The organism is Paraburkholderia sp. BR13444 (genome assembly GCF_040948755.1).
In the GTDB taxonomy this organism is placed as follows: domain Bacteria; phylum Pseudomonadota; class Gammaproteobacteria; order Burkholderiales; family Burkholderiaceae; genus Paraburkholderia; species Paraburkholderia youngii.
This window is the reverse complement of the sequence record NZ_JBFPKM010000018.1, coordinates 39,835-54,445: the sequence shown is the minus strand read 5'-3', so window position 1 is coordinate 54,445 and position 14,611 is coordinate 39,835. Positions and strand designations below refer to the sequence as shown.

The 14,611-nt window shown below is 64.0% G+C and carries 15 protein-coding genes; 9 read left to right on the top strand and 6 right to left on the bottom strand.

The window, feature by feature from the left end:
• Window positions 1-484: 484 nt before the first annotated feature.
• The gene (locus AB3X95_RS33095; protein WP_368623496.1) at window positions 485-883 is read left to right on the top strand and encodes a VOC family protein; all 399 of its coding nucleotides are present in this window, start codon (window positions 485-487) and stop codon (window positions 881-883) included.
• A gap of 18 nt (window positions 884-901) precedes the next feature.
• Here AB3X95_RS33095 and AB3X95_RS33090 read toward each other — a convergent pair whose 3' ends face one another.
• Window positions 902-1,711, bottom strand: coding sequence for a mechanosensitive ion channel family protein (locus tag AB3X95_RS33090; protein ID WP_368623495.1), 810 nt, complete (start codon window positions 1,709-1,711; stop codon window positions 902-904).
• Window positions 1,712-1,913: 202 nt separating this feature from the next.
• Window positions 1,914-2,414 carry a GAF domain-containing protein gene (locus tag AB3X95_RS33085; RefSeq protein ID WP_368623494.1) on the bottom strand — a complete coding sequence of 167 codons (501 nt, stop codon included), beginning with the start codon at window positions 2,412-2,414 and terminating at the stop codon, window positions 1,914-1,916.
• 360 nt (window positions 2,415-2,774) lie between these two features.
• Here AB3X95_RS33085 and AB3X95_RS33080 point away from each other — a divergent pair, with 360 nt between their 5' ends.
• Window positions 2,775-3,212: a hypothetical protein gene (locus tag AB3X95_RS33080; RefSeq protein WP_176121274.1), complete on the top strand. Its 438-nt coding sequence runs from the start codon at window positions 2,775-2,777 to the stop codon at window positions 3,210-3,212.
• A 36-nt stretch (window positions 3,213-3,248) separates the two neighbouring features.
• Here AB3X95_RS33080 and AB3X95_RS33075 read toward each other — a convergent pair whose 3' ends face one another.
• On the bottom strand, window positions 3,249-3,674 hold the full coding sequence (locus AB3X95_RS33075; RefSeq protein WP_368623493.1) for a molybdopterin-binding protein: 426 nt from the start codon (window positions 3,672-3,674) through the stop codon (window positions 3,249-3,251).
• Window positions 3,675-3,832: 158 nt separating this feature from the next.
• Here AB3X95_RS33075 and AB3X95_RS33070 point away from each other — a divergent pair, with 158 nt between their 5' ends.
• The 5 genes from AB3X95_RS33070 to AB3X95_RS33050 all read left to right on the top strand — a co-directional run bounded on the left by AB3X95_RS33070 (window position 3,833) and on the right by AB3X95_RS33050 (window position 9,335).
• The gene (locus tag AB3X95_RS33070; RefSeq protein ID WP_368623492.1) at window positions 3,833-5,395 is read left to right on the top strand and encodes an SH3 domain-containing protein; all 1,563 of its coding nucleotides are present in this window, start codon (window positions 3,833-3,835) and stop codon (window positions 5,393-5,395) included.
• 149 nt (window positions 5,396-5,544) lie between these two features.
• Window positions 5,545-6,030 carry a VOC family protein gene (locus AB3X95_RS33065; RefSeq protein WP_176366914.1) on the top strand — a complete coding sequence of 162 codons (486 nt, stop codon included), beginning with the start codon at window positions 5,545-5,547 and terminating at the stop codon, window positions 6,028-6,030.
• 67 nt (window positions 6,031-6,097) lie between these two features.
• Window positions 6,098-6,571 carry a VOC family protein gene (locus AB3X95_RS33060; protein ID WP_176109171.1) on the top strand — a complete coding sequence of 158 codons (474 nt, stop codon included), beginning with the start codon at window positions 6,098-6,100 and terminating at the stop codon, window positions 6,569-6,571.
• 91 nt (window positions 6,572-6,662) lie between these two features.
• Complete coding sequence (locus tag AB3X95_RS33055) at window positions 6,663-7,883, top strand: MFS transporter (RefSeq protein ID WP_176366915.1); 1,221 nt, start codon at window positions 6,663-6,665, stop codon at window positions 7,881-7,883.
• Between the two features lie 594 nt (window positions 7,884-8,477).
• Entirely contained in the window at window positions 8,478-9,335 is an 858-nt protein-coding gene (locus AB3X95_RS33050; protein WP_176366916.1) for a FecR family protein, read from the top strand.
• Between the two features lie 3 nt (window positions 9,336-9,338).
• Here the strand turns inward: AB3X95_RS33050 and AB3X95_RS33045 are convergent, their stop codons facing one another.
• Complete coding sequence (locus AB3X95_RS33045) at window positions 9,339-10,271, bottom strand: recombination-associated protein RdgC (protein WP_368623491.1); 933 nt, start codon at window positions 10,269-10,271, stop codon at window positions 9,339-9,341.
• A 198-nt stretch (window positions 10,272-10,469) separates the two neighbouring features.
• On the opposite strand from AB3X95_RS33045, the gene AB3X95_RS33040 reads away from it, so the two are divergent.
• A complete protein-coding gene (locus tag AB3X95_RS33040; protein WP_176109174.1) occupies window positions 10,470-10,796 on the top strand; it encodes a hypothetical protein in 327 nt (108 codons plus the stop codon).
• A 78-nt stretch (window positions 10,797-10,874) separates the two neighbouring features.
• On the opposite strand, the gene AB3X95_RS33035 is transcribed toward AB3X95_RS33040, so the two are convergent.
• Entirely contained in the window at window positions 10,875-11,720 is an 846-nt protein-coding gene (locus tag AB3X95_RS33035) for a glycosyltransferase family 2 protein (protein WP_176109175.1), read from the bottom strand.
• 290 nt (window positions 11,721-12,010) lie between these two features.
• Between AB3X95_RS33035 and AB3X95_RS33030 the strand changes: the two genes are divergently transcribed.
• On the top strand, window positions 12,011-13,312 hold the full coding sequence (locus tag AB3X95_RS33030; protein ID WP_368623490.1) for an O-antigen ligase family protein: 1,302 nt from the start codon (window positions 12,011-12,013) through the stop codon (window positions 13,310-13,312).
• 45 nt (window positions 13,313-13,357) lie between these two features.
• On the opposite strand, the gene AB3X95_RS33025 is transcribed toward AB3X95_RS33030, so the two are convergent.
• Window positions 13,358-14,452, bottom strand: coding sequence for a glycosyltransferase family 4 protein (locus AB3X95_RS33025; RefSeq protein ID WP_176366921.1), 1,095 nt, complete (start codon window positions 14,450-14,452; stop codon window positions 13,358-13,360).
• Window positions 14,453-14,611 lie beyond the last annotated feature (159 nt).

Sequence of the window (14,611 nt, the reverse complement as noted above, 5' to 3'; positions counted from 1 at the left end):
GCATGAAGCCGGTGAGCTGCGCTAGCTGGCGTGCGTCGCGCGTCAGCTCCCACGAGCGTGCCGAAAGAATGATCTGACGGCCGGCGCGCGCCTCGTCGCTCCTCGTGTTGCCACGATATTCGTGGCGCGTGTAAAGCTTGCAGTTTCGGTTGGCCCCAGCTTTGAAGTCAATCGCCATCGGTCTGCAACCCCATCAACATGCGTCAGCCCGCCAGATCGATTTGAAACGGGTATATGTAGCATAAGGCTGGAGACAGCGCGATAGAACCGAAACAATCGATGACACTCTTTAGTTTGCTGGTCGACCACGCGGAACCAATAAAGCATCGCCATGCGCGCGTCGAAGCGCGCTGGAGTCCAGACAGATTGTGGCATGAGCCGGCCCCACCCCAATGGAACAAGACCCCGGCGATTGAGTTTGGAAATGCCTGTTGTAACGAGTCGAACGTATAAACTCAGCGCAACTTCCAGAGGGAGACATCTAATGCAGCTTCTCGATCACGTATCGATCGGCGTTCCCGACATCGAGGCAGCCCGCCCTTTCTACGACGCCATCATGTCAGCTCTCGGCACGAGCAAAGTCTTCGACCGTCCCACCGCCTTAGGCTACGGCGAGCGTTGCACGATCGACGACACCTCATCGACCTATCTGGCCGTGTATCTCGATCCAAATGAAATAACAGAAAACAAACGTCACTGGTGCTTCAAAGCGCAGTCCCGCGACCACGTCGATGCATTCTTCAAAGCGGGACTCTCGACCGGCGGCAAATCCGACGGCCAACCTGGCTTGAGGCCCCACTATCACCCCGGCTACTACGCCGCATTTCTGATCGACCCGGCCGGCAATCGCATCGAGGCCGTATGCCATGCCGCGAAACCCTAAACCCGAACCTCTCGAGGCCTAAGCCGCCACCTCACACCCCGCCTGCTCCAGCACAGACTGCGCCCTCTGTTGCAGATCGCCGCCAGCCAACGACGCGTCCGGCGACCTGACCCACGCGGCGATCCTTAACGTCGCGCCGCCATCCGCCGGATAATCCGCAACCGACACCACCGGTGCAAGCGTCGAACCGCTCAGCACACGCGGCTCGTCGGCCACGAGCTTCTGCAGTTGCCCGATCGCCGCATCCACGTCCTTGCGCTGCGCGAGTTCCACGTCGACCTCGATGCGCTGCGTGCCGCCACAACTGTAGTTGATCACCGGATTGCTCCAGATCTGGCTATTCGGCACGAACACGATGTTGCCGTCGCCGCGTTCGATCCGCGTCGTGAAGAGCCCCACCTCGCGGACGATGCCAGCCGCGGCGCCGCTGCCTTCGATCACGTCGCCGACGCGAAACGGTCGGAGCAACAGCAGCATCATGCCGGCCGCGATGTTCTGCAACGTGCCTTGCAGCGCGAGGCCGATCGCGAGGCCAGCCGCGCCTAGCACGGCTAATACGCTCGCGGTCGCGATGCCGACTTCACCGAGCGCCGCGATGAAGGCGAGCACGCGCATGGCCCACGTGCCCATCGCGGCGAGCATCGGCGCGAGGGTCGGGTCCGCGTGCGTGCGCGCGAGCGCCTTCGCGAACATCGCGCCAACGCGGTTCGACAACCACCAGCCGACCCCGATGATCAGCACGGCAATCGCGATATGAACGACGTCGTGTGTCAGCGTGACGAGCAGTGACGGCTGAAGATGAAAGAAACGGTAGAGGGAGTCGTTCATCGTCGGCTTGATCCGCTTGATCGATACCGATGCAGAGCAAGCACGACCCGTTCCTGTCCCTCCGTCGCAAGATGCGGTACGCGACTTGCTATCCGGACGTCGCTCTCGACGGCATCAAGAAGATGCGCTGGAGCGTCTCAAAAATTGAGATGGACGATCTGCGCTTCAATGCTGCGCGCCGTGCTCGGCGCGATTCGCGACGTTACACGCCGCGCGGCAGCGCTGCCTCGATGAACACCGCGCACAACGCTTCCATGCCCTTCGCGTCCTCCGCGTCGAAGCGCGCGATGATCGGGCTGTCGACGTCCCATACGCCGATTAGCGTACCGTCGGGCGCGACGAGCGGCACGACGATTTCCGATTGCGACGCCGAATCACACGCGATGTGACCGGGAAACTCGCGCACGTCGCGCACGACATGGGTCTGACGGGTTTGCGCGGCCGTACCGCAGACGCCCTTGCCGAGTGCAATGCGCACGCACGCGGGCTTGCCCTGGAACGGGCCGACCACCAGTTCGCGGCCGTCGTGAAAGTAAAAGCCGGCCCAGTTCAGATCGCTCAACGAATGAAAGACCAACGACGAGAAGTTCGCGGCGTTGGCGATCCAGTCCGTTTCGCCGGCCAGGAGCGCGCGCGCCTGCGCAACCAGTTCTTCATATTGCGCGGCTTTCGGCAGATGCGAGTTGGAGGAGACTTCGAACATGACGGTGTCCGTGAGCAGAGCGGGATGGTGAACGGCAAAGTTTAAAGCAAGCGCAATCCCCGCGCGCGGATGCCGTCAATATTCATTGCGCATTGAATTAAACCAATCGGCTTTTTTCGCCTCCGTTTTTGCTACATTACCCACTTCATTCGATTTCTTTTTTAAGATATTCGAGAACACACGCGACGCGCCAAGTCCCGTAAATACCGAAGACATGACAGCCGTCGCAGAAAAAATGATGCTCAATGTGATGATTACCCCGCGCGATCGCAATGGCCGAAAGATCGGTCCTGCGAAGAGAAGCCGGGGACTAACGAGCCGCCGCCAACGAGAATCCGCGCCCTTCCGGCAGTCCGCACAATGACAGGCCACAAGATTTTTGCATACGTGGCTCTCACACTGACCGCCTCGGCGAGCGTGTGCGCGGCACAAACACCACACGCGACAATCAATGATTTCGTCGGCAATTGGGTCGTGACCGATGTAGTTGACTACGCCGATATTTCTGGTGGCATCCCCGAAGCAAAAAGGATTCTCGGCATGACGATGACGATTACGCCGCAATCCATGAGCTTCGACAGGGAAACCTGCCAGCCGAACACAGGTTTTACCGTCAAACGAATCGACACACTTTCGGCGTTGAAGAATCAGTTCGGGCTTCGCGTAAATGAAACCGGATTGCCCGCTACAACTGTTGTCGTAGATAGCGACAATTGTTTTGCGGTTTTCCGGATGGACGCTCGCAGGATTGTGTTTGGATGGGACGGCATCATCGTTCGCGCGCTACGAGATCAGTGAGAGCTCGCTGAGTACCGTCCCAGAGGCCTGGGCCTGCTACTGATCGATTCCAATAATCACGCTCGACGCCTTGAAAATCGCCGTCGCCGTCTTGCCGCTCGCGAGGCCAAGACGCTCCACGCTGTCGTTCGTGATGATCGCCGCGATCTGTGCGCCACCTGCACTGATCGTCACTTCCGAATTGACCGCGCCCTTCGTCACGGCCGCGACGGTCCCTTCGACGCAGTTGCGCGCCGACACCTGGTGCTTCGCGACATCGACCATCACGATCACTGACGATGCCTTCACGAGCGCAAACGCCTGCTTGCCAGCCGCGAGCCCGAGCGATTTCGCGCTGCCGTGCGTGATGATCGCGACGATCTCGAGACCGTCCGACGTGCGCAGCGTGACTTCGTCGTTGACGGCACCGTGCCTGACGTCAGTGATTTCACCGCTGAACTGATTGCGTGCGCTGGTTTTCATAGCGTGCTCCCTGTCGATTGAAGCGCGTGGCAACGCGCGGGTGGACGGACAAAGCGAGTGTAGCGGATGCCGCGCGCGCCACCGCCAAACATCCAATGCGCCGCAGGTATCGCCGACACCGTATCATCGTGGCCTTGCACGTCACACGCCGAATCCTTATGTCAGTCGCCGTTCTCTCCCGCCGTGCCTGCCGCACCGCCATGCTATGCGCCGCCGTCCCGATGCTCGTCGCGTGCGGCACGCCAACGCCGCCGCATGGTACGCACGCTTTCGTCGACAACGTCACGCTGTTTCCGCTCGCCCATTACGACCAGAACGTCGATAACTGGCTCGATCCGAACAGCCCCGACTACGATAGGCCGTTTCTCAGCGCCGCCGAGCAGCACGCACATTTCGACGCGCTGTTCGCGCGCTACTTCGGCACGGGCGAGAACGCGCCGTCGCCATGGAACCCCGCCTGGGTGAGCGCACGCGTGTATGGCGAACAGGGCGAGGACATTGCCGCACTGCAACAGCGCCGCATCGACAAGTTCGACAACACCGGCAAGCATGGCGGCGTCATCGGTTACGGCGAAAACTTCCGGCCGCACGACAAGGCGTGGATCGACGCGATCGCCCGCAACATCAACGTCGCTCAGTTCACGCAAGCGCCGGTGTATCAGCCCGAGCGGCGCGCGATCGCGACCGGCAACCTGATGGTGCGCGAACTGCCAACCACCGATCCGTCGTTCTACGACCGTCACCTGGCCGGCGAAGGCTATCCGTTCGACAACCTGCAGATTTCGGCGGTGCGGCCGGGTACGCCGCTCTATGTGCTCGGCGGCAGCGTCGACGGTGCATGGCATTACGTGCAGACGCCCGACGTGCAGGGCTGGGTGCGCAGCGACGGCGTGGCGTTCGCCGACGATCGTTTCATCGATCAATGGCGCACGGCGGCCGGCAAGTCGCTGGGCGCGGTGATCGCCGCGTCGGCGGCGGTCAACGACAGCCGCGACGTATTCCGCTTCAACGCGCCGGCCGGGACGATGCTGCCGCTGCTGACGGGTGGCTCGGCATCGCCAGCCGCGACCAGCACCAACGCAGGCGCGCTCCAGCTACTCGTTCCCGCGCGCGACGTCGACGGCCGCGCGCTGATCCGCACCGCGTCGCTCAACACCACGCAGATCACGCCGATGCCGCTCACCGCGACACTGCGCCATCTCGCGATGCTGTTGAAGGCGCTGATCGGCCGGCCGTACGGCTGGGGAAACAGCGGCCTCTACAACGATTGTTCGTCGGAACTGCAAAGCATCTTCGCGGCGTTCGGCGTGTGGCTGCCGCGCCATTCGTCGACGCAGATGAGCGCCGGCCGCATGATCGATCTGTCGGACTCGACGCCCGCCGAGCGGCTCGACTATCTGGCGCGGCATGGCGTGCCGCTGCGCACGCTGATCTACATCGGCGGCCACGTGATGCTGTACCTCGGCAACACGACGCGCAACGGCGCCACGGTCCCGGTCGTCTATCAGGACGTGTGGGGCCTGCGTCCGGCAGACAACAGCCGGCGCGCGGTGATCGGTGGCTCGGTAATCCTGCCGCTCGACGAGCGCATCGCCGAGGACGCGACGCTGCAGTCGCTCGCCGCGACGCGGACGTTCCAGATCAGCATCCTCGGCGCACCGGCCGGCAGTGTGGCGCCGTCGTCCGCGCCGCCTGCGGACGAGGACAATCCGGCGGGGTGAATGACAACGGCGACTTACCCTCGCCCGGGCCCGAAAATATTTTTCCCGGAGTGTCGATCCAACGGTCACGAACTCGTCGTAACGTTGAAGACCCAGCTCACGCAGCCGGTCTTTCCACTGAGGAACCGTTACTTCAAGGAGTCACCGTCATGTCCAGCGCCGCAGTCAAACCGATCCCGGAAGGGATGCACTCACTCACGCCGTACCTGATCTGCAAGAACGCCGCCGAAGCGATCGCGTTCTACACAAAAGCCTTCAACGCCGTCGAACAGGTCCGTCTGCCGGGCCCCGACGGCAAGGTGATGCACGCGACCCTGAAAATCGGCGACTCGATGCTGATGCTGACCGACGAATGGCCCGAGCACCAAAGCTTCGGCCCGAACACGCTGAAGGGCACGCCGGTCACGATTCACCACTACGTACCGGACGTCGACGCAAGTTTCAAACAGGCGGTCGACGCAGGTGCGACCGTCACGATGCCCGTCACCGATATGTTCTGGGGCGACCGCTATGGCCAGGTCAAAGACCCGTTCGGCCACAGCTGGTCGCTCGCGACGCACAAGCGCGACCTTAGCACCGAGGAAATCCAGAAGGCGATGGCCGCGATGGATTGTTCGTCCCAAGAGAAGAAGTGAGCTGAAGGTGGGCGTCGGGCGAACGCACGCCCGGCCCCACCGACACCCGTCCCGAAGGAGCAACGCCATGCAGAAAATCGCGCCGTGCCTGTGGTTCGACGGCAATGCGGAAGAAGCCGCGGAGTTCTACACGTCGGTGTTTCCGGCTTCGCGCATCGCCACCACGCTGCACTCCACGGACGCCGGCCCCGGACCGGCGGGCGAGGTCGTCGCCGTCACCTTCGAAATCGAAGGCCAGGAGTTCATGGTGCTGAACGGTGGCCCGCAATATAAATTCACGCCGGCCATCTCGCTGATGGTTCACTGCGACTCGCAGGAAGAAGTCGACCGCTACTGGTCGAAGCTGCTCGACGGCGGCGAGCCGGTGGCCTGCGGCTGGCTGCGGGACCGCTTCGGCGTGTCGTGGCAGATCACGCCGAACGTGCTGCTGCAGATGTTGCGCGATCCGGATCGCGCGAAGGCAAGCCGCGTGATGGCGCAGATGATGAAGATGGTCAAGCTCGATATCGCGCCGCTGGAACAGGCGTATCGCGGCGAGTAGGACCGCCTCGGCAGCGAGCGCCCCGCCTTCCCTCGCTTGCGCGATCTTTTGATAGGATCGGACTGACCCCAAACACGACGAGACAACCACGGTGCGCGTCAACCATCAGGCGTTCTTCTGCTCGCTGTTCATCGCGCGTCTCGCCGATCAGATCCTGCTCTTTCTGGTGCCGCTCGTCGTCTATCAAACGACGCGCCAGGTCTCGTGGTCGGGCCTCGCGTTCTTCATCGAGACGCTGCCGCGCTACCTCGTGTTCCCATTCTTCGGCGCGCTCTGCGACCGCTTCCCGCCGCTGCGTCTGATGCGGCTGAGCCAGGCAGTGCGCGCACTCGCGTGCTTCGGTGGCATCGCCGCGTATGCGCTGTTCGGCGGCATCGGCTGGCTGATCGCGCTGTCGGCCGCGTGCGGCGTGCTGACGAGCCAGGGGCTCGTCGCGCGCGAGGTGATGCTGCCGCAGATCTTCAGCACGCAGCAGATCCAGAAAGTGCTCGCTTATTCGCAACTGGCCGACCAGCTCGGTTTTGTGCTCGGGCCGATGCTCGCCGCGCTGCTGCTCGGTGTGTGGCGTTGGGAATGGGTGGTCGCCGCGACCGGCGTGCTGTTTCTGTGCGCCGACGCGGCGCTGTTGGTCTGGCAGCGACTGAGCGGTTTTCGCGCGCGCTCGCCCGGGTCCGCTCAATCGCTCGCGCGCGCCGCTCGCTGGAGCACGCCGCTGCGCATCGCGCTCAAGCACGTGTGGACGCTGCCGGGCCTGAAAAAGGTCATCATGCTCGCGGCCGCGGAGAACCTCGTCATCGGTGTCACGCTCGCGACATCGGCGGCGATGGTGACGGGCTTGCATGCGCAATCCAATCGCTACTACGCAGCTTTGCAAACGGCCGGCGCAGTCGCCACGGTGCTGGTGCTGCTGACTGTGGCGCGCGCCGGCTGGCCCGCGCGCGTGCTCGGTCTCGTCGCGTTCGTGACGATCTGCGCGGGCGGCGTGATCGCGGGCGCGAGCGCGTCGCCGTGGGGCTATGCGCTCGGCTTTCTGCTGATCGTCGGCTTCGACAAGATGTTCAACGTGTACATCCGCAGCGCGCGTTTGCAGATCATTCCGCCCGAGGATTACGGCAAGACGATCGGCGTCGCGATTTTGCTGAACAATCTGACGCAGCCGCTCGCCGGCCTGCTGGTCGGCGTGTTCTCCGCTCGTACGCAAACGGGCCCACTGATCGTCGCGCTGTCGCTGACGATGGGCGGCATCGGCGCCGCGGTATCGATCGGCTCGGCGCTGCTGCGCCGCAAGCGCGCGTGGGCGCTCGAAGACTGACCGCGCTTCGACGCACGACGACACGCGCAAAGTTACCCACAGTTTTTGTTGGCAAATCTGTGCATAACTTCCCGGGAAAAGCCGCAAGCCTTTGATACGGCTGTCGTTTTTTCGTCTGCATCGAAGGTGCGGCAGCGCACGGAGTTTTACCGGGGTTGATGCTCGAACGGAAGTCATGATGCATGACAGGTTGCAGCGCAACCGGGAACTCGCCCGCGCGCAGGACGGCGATGATCCGCGTGGCCCAGCGAATAGTTTCAGCCGGCTTCACACACCGGTCAGCCAAACCCGGCACACTGTAATTCATGACGAAAAGGCTACGTTCGCTTGCGGCGCAATTGGCCGTATTTCACGGCTAAACATTCATGAAAAAGTAAAGTCACACGCATGGCGCAGTTTTTTTGTATCGGTGACAATGTGTCTGCCTGATCTGAAATTACCGGGTATGCGTGCGCAACCCCGATGTGAACTCAGGTTCACATTCAACCTGAAATAGTCAATTCAATAGGCATGAATTGTTAAATGTGATTTGCAAAATTCAATTGATAAATCACATCTGTCAATTGCGTTCAGAATGCAGCACATTTAATCAAAATGCTTTGCGAGCCGAATACGGAAAGACAGGCCAATCATGAATTGCGGCGCGAAGCCGGCACCGCGCTACGCGAAGACGCGGGGGTTGTCGGCGTATCGGCGGGACGGCGACGCGCGCTGAAGGCGCTGTCGTGGCTCGCCATCGCCGCGCCCGCGGGCTGGCTCGCGAGCCGCCCGCCATGGCGCACATGGACCGCCGACTTCCGCACCGCGACCGGCGAACTGCACGACATACTGCTCGCGGATGGCTCCCAGATCACGCTGGGCAGCGCGAGCGCGATCGACGTCGCGTTCGAAGCGAACGTTCGGCGCGTTCATCTGCTTGAAGGGGAAATCATGGTGCGGCCCGTGAGCGATGTCCGCGGCACCGCTGGCACCCGAACGACTCATGCGCCTTTACTCGTGCAAACGGCCGAAGGCGTCGTCGAAGCGCGTGGCGCGCAGTTCAGTGTGCAGCAACGGGATGGTTTCACGCGCGTGGCTGCGTTTCGCGGCGACGCGTTGGCGACGCCGGCAGCGACCGCGGCGCTGATGCTGACGCAGGGCCAATGGTGCAGGTTCACGCGCGACGGCATCGCGGCGCCGCTCACGCTCGACCCGCGCGAGGCGATGTGGACGCGTGGCCTGCTCTACGCGAACGACATGCGTATCGCGGACCTCGTCGATGAACTCGCGCGCTATCACGCCGGCGTGTTGCGCTGTGCCGCCGACGTCGCCGATCTGCGCGTGTCGGGCATCTATCAGCTCACCGATAGCGACGCGACGCTCGCGTTGCTGCAGCGGATCTACCCGATCCGTCTGCGCTCGATCACGCCTTACTGGACCCTCGTCGAAGCGCTCGACAGCACGAGAATCTGACGCTCAAGCCGCCACGGCCTGCGGCAACGCGAACCCTTGCTCGCCCTGCTCGCCGCCGAGTGCATCGATCAGATCGCGCAGCATGCGGTCGAGTTCGGCCGTCATCAGCGCGACGTCGGAATCGAAGCGTTCGTCGTCGTTCTGCGCGGTCGGATCGCTCGCTTCCTTGAGCACGTCGAGCGGCGCGATGCGCTTGATCGTCAGCGACGGCGTCAGCACGAACGACACGCGATCGTTCCACGTCATCGCCAGCCGCATGCATTGCTTACCTGCCTCGATGTGGCGGCGCATGTCTTCGGCGTCCAGCGCATGTCCGACATAGCGGACCGTCGCGTTGCCCCCGGCGGGCGAACGCAGCTCGGTGTCCTGATCGAGCGTGAAACCCGCCGGCGCGTCGCCGTCGAGCAGCCAGCCGGTCATCGCCGCGACCGGCGACTGCGCGACGCGCACCGTCATCAGCGGCAACCGGTCGATCGACTTGACGAGCAGACCGCGCACATCGTCGGCGAGCGCCTGCGACGCCGCGTCGATCACGAGCCAGCCATTCGTGCAATCGATCCACACGCGCGTATCGCGGCGGATGCTGAATGCGCGCGGGCGCAACTCGTCGGTGACCTGCTCCTTCAGGTCGCGCATCTGCTTGCGGCCCGGCTTGAAGCCCTGCTGCTCCTCGAGCTCGGCCGCGCGCTCGCGCGTGATCTGGGTGACCACCGACGCGGGCAGCAGCTTCTTCTCGGCACGGAAGGTCAGCAGCATCTGACCGTTCATCGCGTAGACGAGCGAGTCGCCGTCGCGCGGCGGCGCCCACCCCTGGGCCTGCATCTCGACGCTCTGGCCGGGCGCGAACGCGTACGGCGCGAGCCACTTCTGCATCTGTTCAGGGGTGACGGACCACGGAGCGGGCAGACGGTGCAGCTGAAGGTTTTTGAACCACATGAGCGAAGTCGGATTTAGGCAAAGCGCAGCATTTTATCCGACGAGAACCAGCCGGGGCGTTCTGGCCGACGCGATCGTGGATACTCCCGATTTTCGGAAACAAAGCAAAAATCTTCCGACTACAGGCCCGCGCAGCCGCGCGTTTTGGCGGCAAATCACCTAGACTTTTGGACAGGACAGACCTAGACGGAGGCGGTCATGGCCGACCAAACCGCAAGTTGGCAAACGGTGCAATACGAGGGCTTCGAGATACACGTGTCACCTGTTCCGAAAGACCCGCCGGACCCGGCGCATGCCGCCGACGCGGCCACGCAAAAGAGTCGCTACACGTATCTAGGCTACGTCTGTCATCCGGGCGCCAATCCCCAGCTTCCCGGTCATGCGGTGCCGTTTCACGCGGATGGCGAGGAGAGCTTCGCGAGTGTCGACGACGCGCTCTACGAAGCGGTGCACGTGGGACGCAGCATCGTCGACGGCACGCATCCGGACTTGACGGTGCTGCCGCTCGTGACGGGCGGCGTTTGACACCCGAAGCGACACCCGCAGCGACACCCGCAGCGACACCCGCAGCGCGTCGAGCCGCCGTTTTCGGTTCGGCGCCAGTCAGCCCAACGCGCGCTTGATGCGCGACTTCAGCAGCGCCCGGCGCAGCCGACCGGTGCGCTCCGGCTCGCTGACCGCGAGCGCACCGTCGATGGCGGTGCCGCGGCGCAGGTAATAGCGGTCGAACGTCGCCTGGGTCATCCCCCACTTGTTGAGAAACTGGCGACGGCCGTCGTTCTTCACGATCTTGCCGGTGCTCTTCTGCTGGAAGTGATAGACGAGACTATCGCCGACGCCGACGAACACGCGGCAGCCCGCGTCCCACAGCTTCATCGAGAAATCGTTGTCGCTGCTCATGCCGGGGCTCAGCTCGCTGCTGTAGCCGCCCACCTTGAACCACCAGTCGCGATGCACGAGCGTCGGCGGCCACGTCGCGCCGCGCCAGTCGGCACGCACGAGACTGGGCGCGGCAGCGACCAGCTCGTCGGCGCGAAACACCTGGGCATCGCGGCCGAAGTCGCGTACGACCACGCATGGATTGCCCGAATCGACCGGCTCGATCATCGTGCCCGACAACATGAACAGCCTGTCGGCCGGCATCTGCGCGAGACGCTTGACGAGCGCTTCATCCCATCCCGGGCAGCAGTACATGTCGTCGTTCATGTAGACGATGTAGTCCTGCGTCGCGCGCGCCGCCGCGATATTGACCGCGTGGCAGATGCCGATATTGCCCGGCGACGCCGTATGCTCGATGCCCTCGTCGCGCACCCACGCGAGCGTGCCGTCCGAACCGTCGTTGACGTGCACGATGATCTGGTGCGGATACGTCGAATGACGGCGCAGGCTTTTGATCACGAGGCGCAGATAAGGCAGGTTGTTCCAGGTCGGGATGATGATTGAGAACATCGAGTCGGTCCGTTGAGCTGGGCGCGGGGCGCGGCATGCGCCGCGCGCAGGCCATGAATGTCGCGCGATTGTACCGCCCCCCGCCTGCGCGCACGACAGGCGCCGCGTGCCGCCGCCACGCCGAATACCGGGGGCCGACGGTACCTTACCGCGTGCGGCAGCAAGCATTCCGCAAGGTAGCGCATGGTTATAATCCGGATCGCTCTGCCGTCTTGAAAACCTCAAATGGTCCGGCGTCCCCTGCAATTTCACCACCGGAACGGTAGTGTGCTCATCGATAACGTAGACCTATGATTTTTGCTTCCAGTCTGGTCTGGCTCACGTCGGCCCTGCTGTTTCTCGCGCCCGCGGTCAATCTGATGTGGCGCGGCGGCACCGGCTACTGTTTTTTCGTACTCGTCGCGCTCGCGCTCGGCGCGGCCATCGTCAACCGGCGCATGCCGGGCTATTTCTCCGCGTTGCGCACCTATCGCTGGTTCACGATCGGCATGCTCGCGTTCGTCGTCGGGATCGGCGCGCAGCAGCTGGCGCTCGGCTACTGGCTGCCACGCGAACTCGACTCGGTCGCGCGCTTCGTGTTCGCGCTGCTGGTGTTCCTGCTGCTGCGCCAATTGCCGTCGCGCAATCTGCGCATGATCGGCTGGGGCTGTGCGGCCGGCGCGCTCGCGGTCGGCGCATGGGCGATCATCAATCAGCCGCCCGGCGGCTGGACCGATGCGAACCGTCTGAACAACTCGTACACTAACGCGATACCGTTCGGCGATACCGCGCTGCTGCTCGCGTTCCTGTCGGTATTCACGCTCGGCTGGGACAATCCGCGCGACTGGCGCGTGCTCGTGCCGCGCGTGCTCGCGCTGGTGTCGGGCGGCTATGCGTCGTTTCTGTCGGGCTCGCGCGGCGGCTGGCTCGCGGTGCCGGTGTTCGTCGTGCTGCTCGGCATGCAGTACCACTGGTTCACCCGGAAAAAGCGCCTGCTGGTCGCGACGCTCGTGATCGTGATCGGCGCGGGGGGGCTGTTGTCGACCGAACGGGTCCAGAAGCGCTTCGCCGAAGTGCCGAACGATGTATCGATGATGCACAAGGGCGAAGACTTCACGGCCACCGGTCTGCGCCTGCAACTGTGGAACGCATCGCGGATGATCGTCGAGCGGCATCCGCTGTGGGGCGTCGGCAAGGGCCATCTGGTCAACGAACTCGGCGCGATGGCCAAGCGCGGCGAGGTGAAGGCCGAGATCGTCAACGAACGCGCGCATAGCGACTTCTTCTCGACACTGGCCGAGATGGGCGCGGTCGGCGTGATCTGCCTGCTGCTGTTCTACTACGGCATGACGGTGTATTTCTGGCGACACCGGCATGCGAGCGACCCGGTGATTCGCGCCGCGTCGTATTCGGGTCTGGCGGTCGCGTCGAGCACGGTGATCTTCGGGCTCACTATCGACGTGCTGGTGCCGGTCATGGTGACGGTACTGCTCGCGCTGCTGGTAGCGACACTGCTGGCGATGATCGATGCACGCAAGCGCGAGTTGCGCAGCGAAGCGCCGGCCGCGCCGACGCCCGCCGCGCTCGTGCGCGAAACGCAGCCGCGCGATTGATTCCGATTCGACAAGAAGCGGCTGCCCGAGCGCGGAGCGCCGCCCTCATCCTCGCGTGAACACCTCGTAAAGCGCCGCGACGTGCGCGTCGACGCTCGGGTCGTACACGAGGCTGTCGCGCGGTGCAGTGATGCGCGCGGCGCCGCTCTTCACGCGCTCGACCGCCTGCCCGATCGCGCGCTCGAAACTGCCCTCGGACTGCCGCGAAAACTCGATCTTCGCGGCGCCGGTCACGGTCTCCGCCGAGCCGACGTTGTCGGCGATCACGAGCGGCGTGCCGCACATCACCGACTCGACACCGACGAGCCCGAACGGCTCGTACACCGACGCGACGACCGTGAAATCGGCGGCCGCGAACAGCTTTTCGATCTCTTTGCTGTAACCCGCGTAACGAATTGTGTCGCCAGTTTTGGGCACCGGGCGGCCCGCGACGACGAGACAGACCGGTAGCGTCGTGCCCGAGAAAAACGCTTCGAGCAACGGATAGCCCTTGCGCTCGTGGCTCGTCGACGAGAACACGAACATCACGCGATCGTCGGGCACGCCGAGCTGGCGGCGCACGGCCGCGCGCGCGGCGGCGTCGAGCGGCTTGAAGCGGGCGGTGTCGACGGGCGGATAGAGCACGTCGATGCGCGCTGCCGGCACGTGATAGAAACGCTGCAACTCGCGGCTCATCAATTGCGAATGCGCGACGATCGCGCGCGCCCGCGTGTAGACGCGCCGCTCGAGCTCGATTTGCCATTCGTCGCTGCGGCGCGCGGTGCGGCCCGCGGCTTCGAGCGAACCCGGATGCGTTCCGCCGCACAATGCGACGTCGGCATGCGTCGAGTGATTGATCGAGAACACGCACGCCGGACGATGCCGCTTCAAACGCTGCTTCAGACGCCAGTCGAACGCGAGGTTGCGCAGCTTGCGCGGCGCCCAGCGCACGTTGAGCGGCTGGGCATCGATCCACGCGGCCTCGGGAAGCGCCTCGTCGATCTCGCGCGCGAACAGCGTCGGGCGCAGACCGAGCCGATGCAGGCCGGCGATCACGTCGCGCGTGTAGCGCTCGGCGCCGCCGCTGTTCTTCAGCGCCTGGGCGGTCAGCGCGATGTCGGTGAGGGGCCGCTGGTTCGGGTCGAGGGTCGGCTCTGACAAGGATCGGTCTCGGTGAGGCGCACGCGCGGACGAGTCCTTGGGTGCGCAGTTTCGGGGCAGCGGCAATTGTAAAGGATGGATTTCGCCGGGTTCGGCTCGCGGGGGCTCGGGTTTGCCGTGCGCGTCGCGCGGCGCGGCCGTCAGCGGCTAGAATCTAGG